Here is a 14,170-nt window from a genome sequence, read left to right as displayed (position 1 = left end):
CGGACGCCCCGTCCCGGCGCTAGAAGTGACGACGCAGGGTGACGAACACCTGACGCGGGGCGCCGGGCAGGAAGGTCTGCCGGCCGGCGGTGTTCTGGAAGCCGCCCGAGCCCACGGTCGAGATATGGTCCTCGTCCGTCAGATTGGTGACGTTCAGCTGGACATCCGTGCCGTTCAGCCAGCCCGACGCCTCGTCGAACCGGTAGCCCGCCGTCAGTTCCGCCACGGTGTAGCCATCGACGCTCTCGTCGTTCAGATAGCTGGAGAACCGCTCGCCGGTATAGGCGGCGGCCAGGGTGGCGAACAGCGAGCCGTCGTCATAGGCCAGTTCCGCCCGGAACAGGGTCTCGGGCGTATTGACCACGGTCTTGCCGCCCGTGGCGGCGACGAGGGCGCCGGCGCCGTTGAACACATCGTCCTCATAGGTCGAGTCGTTGTAGCTGTAGGAGGCGAAGGCCGACCAGGCGGGCGTGAAGGTCCAGAGCGCGGCGGCCTCGAAGCCCCGGCTCGTGACCGAACCGACGTTCTGCAGGCCGTTGCCGAGGCCGAGGATCGGAGCCCCGAGGGCGACGCCGAGCAGGCGGTTCTCGAACAGCACGTCATAGGCCGCGACCGAGCCCTGGAGCTGGTCGAAGCGGAAGCGCCAGCCCAGTTCGTAGGTTCTGGAGGTTTCCGGCTCCAGACTGGCCCTGAGCGCCGCGAAGCCCGCCGCCGTCGCCGAGAAGGGCCCCTGGAAGTTGGAGGACGAGAAGGCCCGCAGGTTCTCCGTGTAGGAGCCGAAGACCTGGTGATCGGGGTTCAGATCGAAGGCGAAGCCGACCTGGGGAAGGAAGCTGTTGTCGGCCTCGATCGTTCCCGACTTGTTTTCGCCGGTGATGGTGGCGACGGCGTTCTCGACCTTCAGCGCCTTGAAGCCGGCGTTGACGGTCAGGGCTTCGGTAACCGACCAGGTGTCCTGGATGTAGAGGTGGCGGGTCTGGGTGTCGTATTCGTAGGCCCACTGGGTGAAGAAGGGATTTTCCTGGAATTCCCGCGCGTTGCGATTGTGGGCTGGCCGCGAAAGGCCATAAAAGCGCCGCGCCAGGACGAAGTCGTTGTCCTCCAGCCAGAAGCCGCCCTCGATCGTATGGGCACCCAGTTCGAGGGTGGCCGAAGCGATAACGCCGCGGCGTTCGATGTCGTATTCGCTGGAACGGACCGAGATCGGTCCGGGGTTGGCGATGACTGAGCCGCTTTGGTCGAAGGCGCCCGTGGCGGTCGGGACATAGGGTGTCCACCACAGCCCCTGGCCCTCGTTCTTGTGGCCATAGCCGGTCACGGAAATCCTGAACCTGTCCGTGATCGGATAGTCCAGCGTCAGGGCGCCGAGGGTGTCGTCACGCAGGCCCGAGGCGTTGAAATAGGCGTCGTCCACGCACTGCACGCCGCCGGGGTAGCGGTTGGTCCCCGTGCCGCCGCCCAGTTGCGGGCAGTCGCCGCCGGGGTTGGCCTGATAGACATCGGCAATCCCGACCGCCAGCGCATAGTCGCCCGAGATGTTGTCCCAGTCACGGCCGAGGCGCGCGATCTGCTCCAGCGACATGTCCTGATAGTCTTCTTCCCGACGTTCGGAGTGGTTCAGGAAGCCGGTGATCTCGCCGCGTCCGACGGGCTGGACGAAGTTGAAATTGATCTGCTGCTGGTTCTGTTCGCCGACGCCCTTCCACTTCTCGCTCCGGTGATCGACATACGACAGCGACAGCCGGGTGTCGGCGGGGCCGAAGGCGCCGCTGTCCAGGCGGATGAAGCCGCGCATCGTCTCGTCGCTGCCGTAGGTGCCGGCCAGGTCGAGGCCGAACACATCGGCCGGGCGCCGGGTCACGAACTGGATGGTGCCGCCGAGATTGCCGCTCGAGGCCGTGCCCAGCGCGCCCGAGCCCTGGGCCACGTCCACGCGGCCCACATTCTCGGAGATGATGGCGCGCGAGATGTGCAGGCCGTTGTGGTTGCCGTAGCTCATGTCGCCCAGCGGCACGCCGTCCAGGGTGAAGCCCAGCAGGTTCTGGTTGAAGCCGCGCAGGGTGATGCGCGCCGACCATTCGTAGTTGCCGAAGGCGTCGGCGGACTCGAAGCTGACGCCGGGCAGGCGTTCGATGGCCTTCAGCGGGCTGGTGCCGGGGGCCTCCGTAGCGATCGCCGCTGCCGTGATCGAGGCCTGCTGACGGCTCTGGCCGAGGCCGAAGACGACGACGTCGTCCAGGTTCGTCGGGCCGTCCGGCCCGGCGACGACGGCTTGGGCTGCGGCGGCGTTCGGCATCATCATGCCGCCCGCCAGGGCGATGGCGAGCAGAGACGCTCCGGCCAGGAAACGGTGATTGGTCAAGTTGAGCCCCCTTGGGATTGAGACGCGATGGCGCGGCTCACGGGGTATTCCCGGCCCAAGACGCGGCGGTGAACGACGTTCATCGGTTTCGTGACGAAGGGCGTCGATCGCGAATTCGCGTCCCACCGTAGCAATAAGGCTACGCTTGATCCGCCCACCTCTCATTCGCCAGCCTGACCAGCATCCACACCCGCGCCGGCGGAAGCGGCCGGTTCTGCGGGTGGAAGACAAACTGTTCCAGGAAATGGCCGGTGAGCGTCAGACCGTCCCGGACATCGCCCGCGTTCAACCCGGCCTGTGCGCCAAGCAGGAAGGGCGGCAGTTTCAGCAGCTTGTCGGCAAAGGGAGCGCCCGCGTCCGAGCTGACCGCGCGGCCAGTGCGCGGGCTGACCCAGATCAGGTCGTCCATGCCGCCGGTGACGGCGCAGCGGCTCAGGTCGAGACCGAAGCCGAGATCCTCCAGCAACCCGGCCTCGAAGCGCACAAAGACGGCCGGCCAGACGTCGGGGATCGCGAAGGTCCCCATCAGCGCCTCGAAGGCCAGAAACGCGCCGGGGTGCGGCTCCCGCTCGGGCAGCGCGCCCTGCGCCACCGCCGCGGCGGCGGCCAGGCCGGTCAGGGCCAGAGAATCGTCGAACAGGGCGCTGGGTCCCTCCCCCACCGGCTCCAGCCGCGCCGAGCCGAGATGGTCCGGGGTCCGCGCCTTGTAATCGACGGTCACCCGCGCCCCGGCCTGCAGGAAGGGTTTCATCCGCCGCGACGCCCCACCGGCGACATAGGCCGCACGCCGCCCGTAACTCTCGGTCAGCAGTTCGACCACGACGCCCGTATCACCATGGGCGCGGGCGGACAGGACGAAGGCGTCGTCGGTGAAATCCATCGCCTCCGTTAGCCCGCCCTACCGGAGTTGGCCATACGTTCCGTTGTCCGACGGAGCCCTATTCGGCCGCCGCTCGTATGCGGCCTGTCATGTCACGGGCCAGCGCATTGGGGATGGGGAAGGTCAGGGCGTAGAGCGCCACCCGCCATTTCCCGTCGTCGCCGCGCACCAGCACCCCCGTACCGCGGCTGGTGCCGTAGCTGGCGCTGTCCAGAGCCTCGTCGAACCAGACCACGCAGCGGCAATCCAGCGGCGCGAGGGTCAGGGAGCGGGCGCGCGGCGTATAGGTCCAGCCGCGGCCACGGTTGAAATACGGCTCGGCATAGGCGCGGAACTGGGCGATGGACCAGTGCTCGGTGACATCGGTGCCGATATAGGTGGCGTCGGGCGTGAACAGGTCGAAATATGCGGTCCCATCCGCCGTCGAGGCCGCCCGGTGCAGGGCGTCCAGGGTCGCTGCGGCGGCCATTTCCTCTGGCGTATCTGCTGCCTCGCCCGGTGCATCGACCACCGGCGTGGCGGCCTCGAAGGCCTTGATCTCGGTCGTCATGCCGTCGGCCAGGTCGTTGGGGATCGGATAGCTGAGCGCATAGCGCAGCACGCGCCAATCCTCGCCGTCCCGCACCAGCATCCCCTCGCCGCGCGCCGTGCCGTAGGTCTCGCTGTCCAGCACCTCATCGAACCAGGCGACGCAGGCGCAGGGGTCCGGCGCCAGGGTCACGTGGCGCTCCCGAGCGGAGTAGACCCAGCCCTCGCCCCGGGCGAACACCGGGGCCGCGAAGGCGAGGAAGGCCTCGCGGTTCCAGCGCTCGGACGTCTCATTGCCGACCCAGACCAGATCCGGCGCTAGGCGCTCGGCCCAGGCGGCGCCGTCGGACCGCGCAGCGGCGCTGTGCATGGCCTCCAGAGCCGAGGCGGCTGCCGCTTCGGGCGGATCGCTAAGAGGCGCGGCGGCGGCAGGGCCGGACAGGGCGAGGACGGCAGCGGCGGCGGCGGCGGCGGCGGCGATGAGAGACAGCATGGCGGACTCCGGAACGGTCGCTCCTGCTTACCTGCTGAGATTTTATTTAACCGAACGGTTGACAGCCCGTCCGGTCCGGTGCATTTAACCGGTCAGTTACACACGAAGTCCAACCCCATGCAGACCGATCCCCTGTCCGCCAAATTCGCCGCCCTTGCCGACCCGACCCGTCGGGCCATCCTGGCGCGGCTGTGCGAGGGGGAGGCCAGCGTCAACGACCTGGCCGCCCCCTTCGACATGAGCCTGCCGGCGGTGTCCAAACACCTCAAGGTGCTGGAGAAGGCCGGACTGATCAGCCGCGGCCGCGAGGCCCAATGGCGCCCGGCCCGCCTCGAACCGATGGGAATGAAGGGCATCGCCGAGTGGCTGGAACACTATCGCCGCTACTGGGACGCCAGCTTCGACCGCCTCGACGCCTATTTGAAGAAAATCCAGAAGGGGGACCCCAATGGCCCAGGACACTGAAACCAACCCCTGCAACACCGACGGCATCGCGCACCAGCATGCCCTCGTCCTGCGCCGGGTGATCGACGCCACGCCCGAGGCCATCTGGAAGGCGTGGATGACGCCGGAACTGCTGCAGCAGTGGTTCGCCCCGCGGCCGTGGACGATCTCCGACGTCCAGGTCGATCCCCGCTCCGGGGGCGTGTTCAACTTCGTCATGCACGGCCCCGACGGCGAACGCTTTCCCAACAGCGGCATCTTCCTTGAGGCCATTCCGAACCGCCGCTGGACCACGACGGACGCCTTTACCCCGGCCTGGGAGCCGGCCGGACAGCCCTTCATGGTTGCCACGGTGGAGCTGACGCCGAGGGACGATGGCAAGACCGTATATGTCGCCACTGCGCGCCACTGGAACGCCGAGACGATGAAGCAGCACGAAGCCATGGGCTTCCACGAAGGCTGGGGCACATGCGCCGACCAGCTGGCCGAACTGCTGAAGACCCAGACCCTCCCCGGCCGCGACCGGACCCGCCGAGAGCCCGCCCGATGACCTTCGTCGACAGTATCGACACCCGCCCGACCCTGCAGCTGCAGCGCTTCTTCGACGCGCCGCGCCCGCTTGTCTGGAAGGCGTGGACCAGTCCCGAGGTCATGGTGCTCTGGCTGGGTCCGGTCGAATGGCCGGCGGTCAGCGCCACCCGGGATTTGAGGGTCGGCGGCGAATGGCGGGCCTGTTTGCGCTCGCCCGACACCGGACAGGACCTGTGGCAGGGTGGAGTCTATCGCGAGATCGTCCCGGACGAGCGACTGGTCTTCACCTTCAAATGGGACGAGTCGCATGAGGATGGGCCGCCGGTCGACACCCTGGTGACCGTCCAGCTCAGCGACATGTCGGGCGGCGGCACCCTGATGGACTTCATCCACGAGGGCCTGAAGTCCGAACAGAGCCTGACCGGACACAAACACGGCTGGACCAGCACCTTCGAGCGGCTGGAGGCCTTTCTGGCCGAAGGCGGCGCCGGATAAAGCCGCCAAACGCCTGCCGTTAGCCGCCGCGCGAGGAGCCGCAAGGTTCCGGCGGAATAACAACGCCCCGGCGTCGCGCGTTCGATGCAACCCGTTCAAGGAGGAATGACCATGAAGATCGTGACCAGCCTCAGCTTCCGCGGCGAATGCCGCCAAGCCTTCGAATTCTACGCGAAAGTTCTTGGCGGCGAGATCACTGCCGCCATGCGCTATGGCGACGCGCCGCCGGAGATGCCGATCGGTCCGGAGTACAAGGACTGGCTGATGCATTGCTGGCTCCAGGTCGGCGACCAGGCGATCATGGGCTCTGACTCGCCGCCCGAGTTCGCGCCGCCCCTCGACCAGCTTAAAAACGGGTTCGACGTCACCCTGCATACTGAGGACCCCGCCCAGGCCCGGCGCTGGTATGACGCCCTCGTCGAGGGCGGCCAGCCGACCATGCCCTTCTCGGCGACCTTCTGGTCCCCCGGCTTCGGCGGGCTGATCGACAAGTTCGGCGTGCCGTGGATGGTCAACACCAGTCCGTCGGAAGGCTGGACACCGGCCGCGTCATGACCATCGACGTCGCCATTCCCGAACACCTGACCCGACTGTCGATCCGACGTGAGTTCGACGCTCCGCGCGCCCTGATCTGGAAGATGTGGACCGACCCGGCCCATGTTGCGGTCTGGTGGGCCCCCGAACATTTCACTACGCCCGTGGTGCAAATGGACGTTCGGCCCGTCGGGACCATTCATATGGTCATGCGGGCGCCGGACGGGAACGACTATCCGTTCGACGGTCGCTTCATCTCGCTGGACGAGCCAGAGCGGCTGGTGATGAGGACGTGGGTCAACTACGCCGACGGCTCGACCTGGTTCGAGGTCGAAACGACGGTTCGTTTCGAGGAGATCGACGGCCGGACCATCCAGCATTTCAACGCCGAAGTGCTCGAAGCCAGGGCTGACGCTCTCGGCCCGCTCAGCGGCATGGAGATGGGCTGGACCGGCAGTCTCGACAAGCTGGCGGCGCACGTCCGCGCCGTGACGGTCTTGGTGGACTGAGATGCGAAGGATCGTCTTTGCCCACAGTCCCGACGTTCCGCCCAAGGGGTAAGCATTGTGCGCAAGATCAGAACCGCGAGTTTCGTCAGTCTCGACGGCGTCATGCAGGCGCCGGGCGGGCCCGACGAGGACACGACGGGCGGCTTCAGGTTTGGAGGGTGGGTTTGGCCCCACTTCGACGAGGCCTCGGGCGGGTTGATGGCCGAGGCCATGGGCGAGGACTACGATCTCCTGCTGGGCCGCAGGACCTATGAGATTTTCGCCGCCTACTGGCCGCATATGGATGACGCGATCGGCCGCACGTTCAACGGCATCAACAAATACGTCGCGGCAGGGCCGGACACGCCCATGACCTGGGCCCACAGCCATCGCCTCGCCGGTGATCTCTCTGACGCAGTGCGGGCCTTGAAGGCGACCGAAGGCCGCGATCTGCTGATCCAGGGCTCGAGCGAGTTGATCCACACCCTGCTGGCCCACGACCTGATCGACCAGCTGACCCTGCTGACCTTCCCGGTGATCCTCGGCGCGGGCAAACGGCTGTTCGACGACGGCGCGCACCCTCGCGCATGGACGCTGACGAGGACCCGGAAGTCCGCCTCGGGGGTGGTGGCCCACACCTGGGAGAAGACCGATCTGCCGCCGCCGACAGGGTCATTCGGCGAGATCGAACCCGACGAGGCCGAGCTGGCGCGGCGCGCACGGTGGGCGAGGGAGAGCTGAGGTCCAGCTCCTCGGTCAGACGGCCCACATTGAGAGGCGCTGATCCGTGTCGATGATGTCTCGAATATCGAGGCTGTTGTCGCGGTTATCACCGATAACGCTTGTCGCGGATGTATCGGTCGGATCAGCGCGCCATTGCCGTTGGGAACGGGCGACCCAAGGCTTCGGCCATGCCCTGCTGCGACAGCAGGAATACGGCCTCGCGCTGGTGGAAATTGTTGGACAGCACGATCACGGTGACGTCCCCGTCCGGCTGGTAGGTCATCAGGTTGCGGAACCCCGACCAGCTGCCGGTGTGAAATATCTGACGATCGAGGAATGGCGGCGAGACCCGCTGGCCTATGCTGTTCTCGAAGACGCCGAAGCCCCAGGCACGCCGCGGTCGACCACGTTCGTCAGGCGTGTCCGCAGGCGCGTGATCGGCGATCATCATGGCATAGCTGCGCGGGCTCAACAGATGGCCGGTATGCAAGGCGCGCTGCCAGACCAGCAGGTCGTCGAGCGTGGAGTACAGCGCCCCTGCCCCCACGATGATGCTGACATTGGCGTTAGGCTGTTCGGTCAGGCCGCCGGCCAGGTTGGCATAGCCCATGACCACGTCCGAAGCGCCGTCGTCATACCCTGTGTCAGCCATGCCGAGGGGCTCGAAGAAGGCGGTGCGCAGATAGTCGTGCAACGGCGCCCCGCTGGCTTTCTCGATCACGGCGCCCAGCAGATTGTAGGCGGCGTTGTTGTAGCGAACCTTCGTCCCCGGCGGAAACTGAAGGCCATACTGCGTCGATTCTGCTGTCAATTCCTCCATTGTGGCCGGCATGACCCGCCGTAGGCCCCAGGCGGGTCGCGCCATCAGATCCGGAATGCCGGAGCTGTGGCCGAGCAAGTGATGCAGCCGGATCGGCGCCCAGGCCGGCGGGCACGGCTGGATCCATCTGCACAGCGGATCGTCGGTCGACAGCACGCCCTGGTCCTGCAGCCTCAGAATGGCGGCGGCGGTGAACTGCTTGCTGATCGAGGCGAGGCGGAAGCGGGAATTCAGGGCCAGCGGCGTCCCCAGGTTCCGGTTGGCGAACCCGTGGACCTGCCGGAACAGCACCTCGTCACCCCGCGCGACCAGCACACCCCCGGTGAACTGGCCCGAACCGCCCCAGCGGTCCAGCTGTTCCGTCAGCTGCGGAAGGGACTCGACCACGACGACTGGCGGGTGCGGCGGCAAGGGTAAGGAAGCCGGGGCTGTCGGCGCGGGCCGGACGATCGGCCAGGCGGTCAGCCCGGCCACGACTATAAGCAACAGGGCGATGGCGGCCATCGCCAGCCGGGGATGCCCCCCGGATTTTCTGGGAATGTGAAACAAGGGTCTAGACGTCGAAATCCAGCCCGAACTGGGCGTAAAGCGCGCGGCTGTCCTGCCATTTCGGGTCGACCTTGACCGTGATGAACAGGTGCACAGGGCGGTCCAGCAGTTCGGTCAACTCCTCACGCGACTTCTGGCCGATCCATTTCAGGGTTTGGCCGCCCTTACCCAGCACGATGGGCCGCTGGCTCTCGCGCTCGACATAGATGATCTGTTCGATCCGGGCTGATCCGTCGGCCTTGTCCTCGAAGGCTGTGGTCTCCACCGCCGCCGAATAGGGCAGTTCTTCATGGACGCGCAGATAGACCTTCTCGCGCGTGATCTCGGCCGCCAGCACCCGCATCGGCACGTCCGCAGACTGGTCCTCGGGATAGAGCCAGTGCCCCACCGGCATCGACCGCGCCAGCCGCTGTTTCAGGTCGCCCACCCCGTCGCCACTGAGGGCCGAGATCATATAGGCCTCGGAATAGACGCCGGTTTCGAACAGGGCGTGCGACAGGGCCAGCAAGGTGTCGCGGCGCATGCCGTCAATCTTGTTCAGCGCCAGAATGACCTGGGTGTTGGTCGCCTTCAGGTTGGCGATGATGGTCTCGGTGTCCTCGGCCGAGCGCCGGTCGGCGGCCTGCCCTTCCTTGCCTTCGGAAGCGATGTGCGAGGCGGCGTCGATCAGGTGCACGACCACATCCGCGTCCGAGGCGCCGCCCCAGGCCGAGGCGACCATGGCGCGGTCCAGCCGGCGACGCGGGGTGAAGATGCCGGGCGTATCGACCAGCACGATCTGGGCGGCGCCTTCGATGGCGATGCCGCGCACCGGAAAGCGGGTGGTCTGGACCTTTTGGGTGACGATCGAAACCTTGGTTCCGGTCAGCCGGTTGACCAGCGTCGACTTGCCCGCATTGGGCGCGCCAATGATGGCGGCGAAGCCGGCCCGCTGGGTTTCTGTATCGGTCAAATCACGCCTTCACGCTGCAGCAGGCCGATCGCGGCCGCCTTCTCCGCGTCCTGACGCGAACGGCCTTGCGCGGTCAAGGGCGGATATCCAGCCACACTGGCCTCCACCGTGAAAGTGGGAGCGTGGTCCGAGCCCTGCCGTTCCACAATCCGGTAGGCCGGCAGGGGCTTTCCCAGCCCCAGCGCCCACTCCTGCAAGGCCGATTTCGGATTGGTCAGCGATTTTTGCGGCGGTGCGGACAATTCGTCTTTCCACGCCTGATCGAACACCGTCCGGACCGCGTCAAACCCGCCGTCCAGCCAGACCGCCGCCAGCAAGGCCTCCATCGCGTCGCCCAGAACGCCCTCGCGGCGCCGCCCGCCCTGTTTGGTCTCGCCGGGCGAGAGCCGCATGGCGTCGCCGACCCCCAAGGCCTCGGCCACGCGGGCGCAGGCCGCCTTGTCGACAAGCGCGTGAAGGCGCGAGGACATCTCGCCCTCATCGGAGCCCGGAAAGTCGCGCACCAGCCGGTCGGCGACCAGCAGGCCCAGCACCCGGTCGCCCAGAAACTCCAGCCGCTGATTGTCGGCGAACGGGCGCCCGCGGGCGTCGCGCTCGGCCCCCTCCCCGACGCTGGCGTGCGTCAGCGCCAGATCCAGCAGTGTCGGATCCCTGAAGTCGTGGCCGAGGCGGCGCCGCAGCGCCTGAACAGCCTCGGCCCGTCTGTCAGCCATCAGTCGAGGACGGTGAAGAACCGGCTCGGACGGATCTTCTGGAACCAGCTGACCGGATTCCACAGCGAGGCGCCGGGCGACCACGAGAACAGGATGATCTCGGCCTTGCCGATCAGATTCTCCGCCGGGACATAGCCGACGCCGACAGACTGGTCGTAGCGGCTGTCCTGAGAGTTGTCGCGGTTGTCGCCGATCATGAAATAGTGGCCGGCGGGCACTTCGAACACAGGGGTGTTGTCCGAGATATTGCCGGGGCCCCAGTCCTGAATGTTGATTTGGCGGCCTTCCGGCAGGGTCTCGCGCAGCTTGATGGTCAGCTGGGTCCCGTACAGGTTCTGGACGTCCTGGCGGCTCATCTCGACGTCGCGCACGGCCGTTCCATTGATGAACAGCACATTGTCGATCATCTGGATGCGATCGCCCGGCAGGCCGATCAGGCGTTTGATGTAGTCCGTTTCATTGTCGCGCGGCAGTTTGAACACAACGATGTCGCCGCGCCGGGGCTCGTGGCTGACTCCTGGCAGCATGATGCGGCCATTGAAGATCGGCGGGCTGAACGGGATCGAGTGTTTCGAGTAGCCGTAGGTCCATTTGGACACGACGATGTAGTCGCCCTCGTAGAGGTTCGGCTCCATCGAGGCCGATGGAATGGTGAAGGGCTGGAACAGCACCACGCGCAGCACCAGGGCGATCAGCAGGGCGAAGAAGATCGTCTTGAATATCTCCATGCCCTCGTTGCTCGAACCGCCGTTGGACTTGCGCTTCTTGCCTGAACCGCGGGCATAGACCGGGGTCGCGTCGACGTCCTCGAAAGGCGCATCGCCGGAGTCGCTCCAGACCGGGGGCCTGGACGCGGCGGCGCCTGCTGCTGCGGCGGCGGCCACAGCCGGGGCGGCGGCGTGGGCGCCGTGATCGTCATGGCCGTGCGCGTCCTGCGCCGGGGCCCCGTGAGCGTGGTCATCATGGGCTGCGGCGGCGTGGCCGTGATCGTCGTGACCATGGTCGCCGTGGGCCGCGGCCGGGGCGTGATCGTCGTGTGCGGCATGGCCGTGATCATCATGGCCGTGTGCCGCCGGGGCGGCATGATCATCGTGGCCGGGAGCGGCGGCCGGAGCGGCATGGTCATCATGCCCGTGGTCGTCGTGGCCGTGTTCAGCGGCGGGAGCCGCGTGACCATGGTCGTCGTGGTCGTGCGCAGCGGCGGGAGCCGCGTGACCGTGGTCGTCATGACCATGTCCGGCGTCGTGGCCGTGGCCCGCGCCGTGGCCGTGATTGTCGTGCGGCTTGTGCTCGTCGCTCATTGTGACTCTGTCCCCCAGCCGCTGTCCGCGGTCTTTGCGGCGAAATCGGTATAACGTGATTAAGCCATCGGCAAGGCTTCGATCACCACGAAGGCAAGTGCGTACGGGTGCTCGTCACTGAGCGTCAGATGTATCCGGGCTTCGTGACCCTCTGGTGTCAGGCGGAACAGGTGTTCCGCGGCGTGGCCGGTCAGGGCCAGGGTCGGCTGGCCCGAGCGCAGGTTCACCACTCCCATGTCGCGCCAGTAGACATCGGCCCGCATACCGGTGCCCAGCGCCTTGGCGCAGGCCTCCTTGGCCGCAAACCGCTTGGCGTAGCTCCAGGCCGGGTCTGGCTTGCGGTCTGACCGGGCGCGCTCAAGCTCGGTGAAACAGCGCTGTTTGAACCGGTCCCCGAACCGCTCCAGCGAGGTCTGGATCCGGCGGATGTCGCACAGGTCCGCGCCCACCCCGATGATCATCAGGTCGCATCCGGGGCGCGGGCGTCGTCCATCAGGGCGCGCATCCGGGCGATGGCCGGGCCCAGGCCGACGAAAATCGCCTCTCCGATCAGGAAATGCCCGATGTTCAGTTCCGCCACCTGGGGGATGGCGGCGATCGGCTGCACGGTCTCATAGTCGATGCCGTGACCCGCATGGACCTCCATGCCGAGGGACGCGGCGCGGGCGGCCCCCGTCCGCAGGGCGGCGAGCTCGGTTTCGGCCACTTCGTCCCGGCCTTCGCGCACGGCGTCGCAATAGGCGCCGGTGTGCAACTCGACGACAGCCGCGCCCGTGCGGTGGGCGGCGTCGATCTGGTTCTGGTCGGCCCCGATGAACAGGGACACGCGCGACCCGGCCTCGTTCAGCCTGCCGACAAAGGGGGTGATCCAGTTATGGCCGCCGACGACGTCGAGCCCGCCCTCGGTGGTCCGTTCCTCACGCTTCTCGGGCACGAGACAAACGGCATGGGGACGATGATGCAGGGCGATGGCCAGCATCTCCTGCGTCACGGCCATCTCCAGGTTCAGCGGCCGCGACTGGTCGCGGAGCAGGCCGGACAGGCTGTCGATGTCGGCGTCCGAAATATGGCGGCGGTCCTCCCGCAGGTGGGCGGTGATGCCGTCCGCGCCCGCGGCCAAGGCCTCCTCCGCCGCGCGCACCGGATCGGGATACTGCCCGCCCCGTGCGTTCCGCACGGTCGCCACATGGTCGATGTTGACGCCCAATCTCAAGCGAGAGGGGGAGCGAAGCCTTTCAGTCATCGCTCAGGCCCTGGCCAGTCGCCGGCTGCCGGGATCCTCGACCGGCAGGGCCGCCAGTTCGGGCGGCAGGGCGTCCGCCGCATAGGCCGGCACATCGAGCGTCGCCAGCGCCACGAGCGGCACGCCGACATCGGCGCGTCCCCCCGAACGGTCGACGATACAGGCCGCCGCGACCACCTCGCCGCCTGCCGCCTGGATGGCCGCGATGCATTCACGCGAGCTCAGGCCCGTGGTGACGATATCCTCGACCATGACGACCTTCTGGCCCGGCTCGACATGGAAGCCACGCCGCAGCTTGAAGGTCCCGCCCTCGCGCTCGACATACATGGACGGCACGCCCAGCCAGCGGGCGGTCTCATAGCCTGGGATGATGCCCCCCACGGCAGGCGAGATGGCCACATCGACCCTTCCGACCGCCCCGGTGATCTTCTCGGCCAGCGCCTTGCACAGCCGCGCGCAGCGGCCTGCGTCCATGAACACCAGGTTCTTCTGCAGGAACACCGGGCTGTGCAGACCCGAGGACAGCACGAAATGGCCTTCGCGCAGAGCGCCGGCGCCGCGGAATTCGTCGAGAACGTCGTCTGAGGTCATGGAGCCGACCTAAGCTGTGGAGGTGCAGGCTGCAAGCGATCAGCGGTAGACATCGCTGCGGTGGCCGACATCCACAACCAGCACTACCAGACGATTATGCTCGAGCCTGGCCACGATGCGATAGTCTCCCACCCTGTACCGCCATAGTCCTGCAAGCCGACCCTGTAGGGCCTGACCCAGCGCGCGCGGGTCAGCGGTCGCTATTCGTGTCTCGAGATAGTCCGTAATCCGCCGCTGGTTGGCTGGCGATAGCCGGGCGAGTTGCTTCTCTACGCCCTCGTCGAATTCAATCGACCAGGCCAAGCCGGGTCTTCATTTCGGTCATGCTGATCGTCTGGCTGCGACCGGCATCGATATCCGAGAGTCGCTGCAAGGCGATCTCACCGTGCTTCTGGTCCCAAAGATACTGCTCGATGGCCTCACGCAGGCGCTGGTCCAGTGAACGGCGCGAGTCGTCGGACAGGTCGGCGACCTGACTTTCCAAATCCTCGGGGATCGTCACGTGGATCATGGTGGCCAGACT

At 66.9% G+C, this 14,170-nt stretch carries 19 protein-coding genes; 7 read left to right on the top strand and 12 right to left on the bottom strand.

What is annotated here, in order from left to right; genetic code table 11:
• Nucleotides 1-19: 19 nt before the first annotated feature.
• From Q8K49_RS00425 to Q8K49_RS00415, 3 genes are all read right to left on the bottom strand, one after another.
• Nucleotides 20-2,362, bottom strand: coding sequence for a TonB-dependent receptor (locus Q8K49_RS00425; protein WP_305303457.1), 2,343 nt, complete (start codon nucleotides 2,360-2,362; stop codon nucleotides 20-22).
• A 139-nt stretch (nucleotides 2,363-2,501) separates the two neighbouring features.
• Nucleotides 2,502-3,242: a DNA repair protein RecO gene (gene recO, locus Q8K49_RS00420; RefSeq protein WP_305303456.1), complete on the bottom strand. Its 741-nt coding sequence runs from the start codon at nucleotides 3,240-3,242 to the stop codon at nucleotides 2,502-2,504.
• A 58-nt stretch (nucleotides 3,243-3,300) separates the two neighbouring features.
• Nucleotides 3,301-4,263 carry a nuclear transport factor 2 family protein gene (locus Q8K49_RS00415; protein WP_305303455.1) on the bottom strand — a complete coding sequence of 321 codons (963 nt, stop codon included), beginning with the start codon at nucleotides 4,261-4,263 and terminating at the stop codon, nucleotides 3,301-3,303.
• A gap of 117 nt (nucleotides 4,264-4,380) precedes the next feature.
• Between Q8K49_RS00415 and Q8K49_RS00410 the strand changes: the two genes are divergently transcribed.
• The 6 genes from Q8K49_RS00410 (at nucleotide 4,381) to Q8K49_RS00385 (ending at nucleotide 7,496) form a co-directional block, all read left to right on the top strand.
• Nucleotides 4,381-4,728, top strand: coding sequence for a helix-turn-helix transcriptional regulator (locus Q8K49_RS00410; protein ID WP_305303454.1), 348 nt, complete (start codon nucleotides 4,381-4,383; stop codon nucleotides 4,726-4,728).
• Nucleotides 4,712-5,257, top strand: coding sequence for an SRPBCC family protein (locus tag Q8K49_RS00405; RefSeq protein WP_305303453.1), 546 nt, complete (start codon nucleotides 4,712-4,714; stop codon nucleotides 5,255-5,257). Before Q8K49_RS00410 ends, Q8K49_RS00405 begins: the two co-directional genes overlap by 17 nt.
• Nucleotides 5,254-5,733: an SRPBCC domain-containing protein gene (locus Q8K49_RS00400; RefSeq protein WP_305303452.1), complete on the top strand. Its 480-nt coding sequence runs from the start codon at nucleotides 5,254-5,256 to the stop codon at nucleotides 5,731-5,733. The genes Q8K49_RS00405 and Q8K49_RS00400 overlap by 4 nt, the downstream gene beginning before the upstream one ends.
• A gap of 111 nt (nucleotides 5,734-5,844) precedes the next feature.
• The gene (locus Q8K49_RS00395; RefSeq protein WP_305303451.1) at nucleotides 5,845-6,288 is read left to right on the top strand and encodes a VOC family protein; all 444 of its coding nucleotides are present in this window, start codon (nucleotides 5,845-5,847) and stop codon (nucleotides 6,286-6,288) included.
• On the top strand, nucleotides 6,285-6,776 hold the full coding sequence (locus Q8K49_RS00390) for an SRPBCC domain-containing protein (RefSeq protein WP_305303450.1): 492 nt from the start codon (nucleotides 6,285-6,287) through the stop codon (nucleotides 6,774-6,776). Before Q8K49_RS00395 ends, Q8K49_RS00390 begins: the two co-directional genes overlap by 4 nt.
• A gap of 57 nt (nucleotides 6,777-6,833) precedes the next feature.
• Nucleotides 6,834-7,496: a dihydrofolate reductase family protein gene (locus Q8K49_RS00385; RefSeq protein ID WP_305303449.1), complete on the top strand. Its 663-nt coding sequence runs from the start codon at nucleotides 6,834-6,836 to the stop codon at nucleotides 7,494-7,496.
• Nucleotides 7,497-7,620: 124 nt separating this feature from the next.
• Here the strand turns inward: Q8K49_RS00385 and Q8K49_RS00380 are convergent, their stop codons facing one another.
• The 4 genes from Q8K49_RS00380 to lepB are packed head-to-tail and all read right to left on the bottom strand — an operon-like array spanning nucleotide 7,621 to nucleotide 11,240.
• On the bottom strand, nucleotides 7,621-8,802 hold the full coding sequence (locus tag Q8K49_RS00380) for a serine hydrolase (RefSeq protein ID WP_305303448.1): 1,182 nt from the start codon (nucleotides 8,800-8,802) through the stop codon (nucleotides 7,621-7,623).
• Nucleotides 8,803-8,851: 49 nt separating this feature from the next.
• The gene (era, locus tag Q8K49_RS00375; RefSeq protein ID WP_305303447.1) at nucleotides 8,852-9,799 is read right to left on the bottom strand and encodes a GTPase Era; all 948 of its coding nucleotides are present in this window, start codon (nucleotides 9,797-9,799) and stop codon (nucleotides 8,852-8,854) included.
• Entirely contained in the window at nucleotides 9,796-10,512 is a 717-nt protein-coding gene (rnc, locus tag Q8K49_RS00370) for a ribonuclease III (protein WP_305303446.1), read from the bottom strand. The genes era and rnc overlap by 4 nt, the downstream gene beginning before the upstream one ends.
• Entirely contained in the window at nucleotides 10,512-11,240 is a 729-nt protein-coding gene (gene lepB, locus Q8K49_RS00365; RefSeq protein ID WP_305303561.1) for a signal peptidase I, read from the bottom strand. Before lepB ends, rnc begins: the two co-directional genes overlap by 1 nt.
• A 171-nt stretch (nucleotides 11,241-11,411) precedes the next feature.
• On the opposite strand from lepB, the gene Q8K49_RS00360 reads away from it, so the two are divergent.
• On the top strand, nucleotides 11,412-11,867 hold the full coding sequence (locus Q8K49_RS00360; protein WP_305303445.1) for a hypothetical protein: 456 nt from the start codon (nucleotides 11,412-11,414) through the stop codon (nucleotides 11,865-11,867).
• A 5-nt stretch (nucleotides 11,868-11,872) separates the two neighbouring features.
• On the opposite strand, the gene acpS is transcribed toward Q8K49_RS00360, so the two are convergent.
• The 5 genes from acpS to Q8K49_RS00340 are packed head-to-tail and all read right to left on the bottom strand — an operon-like array spanning nucleotide 11,873 to nucleotide 14,158.
• Entirely contained in the window at nucleotides 11,873-12,274 is a 402-nt protein-coding gene (gene acpS, locus Q8K49_RS00355) for a holo-ACP synthase (protein ID WP_305303444.1), read from the bottom strand.
• Entirely contained in the window at nucleotides 12,274-13,056 is a 783-nt protein-coding gene (locus tag Q8K49_RS00350) for a pyridoxine 5'-phosphate synthase (RefSeq protein ID WP_305303443.1), read from the bottom strand. The genes acpS and Q8K49_RS00350 overlap by 1 nt, the downstream gene beginning before the upstream one ends.
• A gap of 3 nt (nucleotides 13,057-13,059) precedes the next feature.
• Nucleotides 13,060-13,647 (bottom strand): orotate phosphoribosyltransferase, encoded by a 588-nt coding sequence (pyrE, locus tag Q8K49_RS00345; RefSeq protein ID WP_305303442.1) that lies wholly within the window; start codon nucleotides 13,645-13,647, stop codon nucleotides 13,060-13,062.
• Between the two features lie 39 nt (nucleotides 13,648-13,686).
• Complete coding sequence (locus Q8K49_RS14785; RefSeq protein ID WP_370867709.1) at nucleotides 13,687-13,950, bottom strand: type II toxin-antitoxin system RelE/ParE family toxin; 264 nt, start codon at nucleotides 13,948-13,950, stop codon at nucleotides 13,687-13,689.
• Nucleotides 13,934-14,158, bottom strand: a complete 225-nt coding sequence (locus Q8K49_RS00340; RefSeq protein WP_305303441.1) for a hypothetical protein — start codon at nucleotides 14,156-14,158, stop codon at nucleotides 13,934-13,936. The genes Q8K49_RS14785 and Q8K49_RS00340 overlap by 17 nt, the downstream gene beginning before the upstream one ends.
• Between the last annotated feature and the right edge of the window lie 12 nt (nucleotides 14,159-14,170).

This window comes from Brevundimonas sp. (assembly GCF_030682035.1).
Taxonomy (GTDB): domain Bacteria; phylum Pseudomonadota; class Alphaproteobacteria; order Caulobacterales; family Caulobacteraceae; genus Brevundimonas.
Note: the sequence above shows the minus strand (reverse complement) of the source record. Positions and strands in the feature narration are given on the sequence as shown.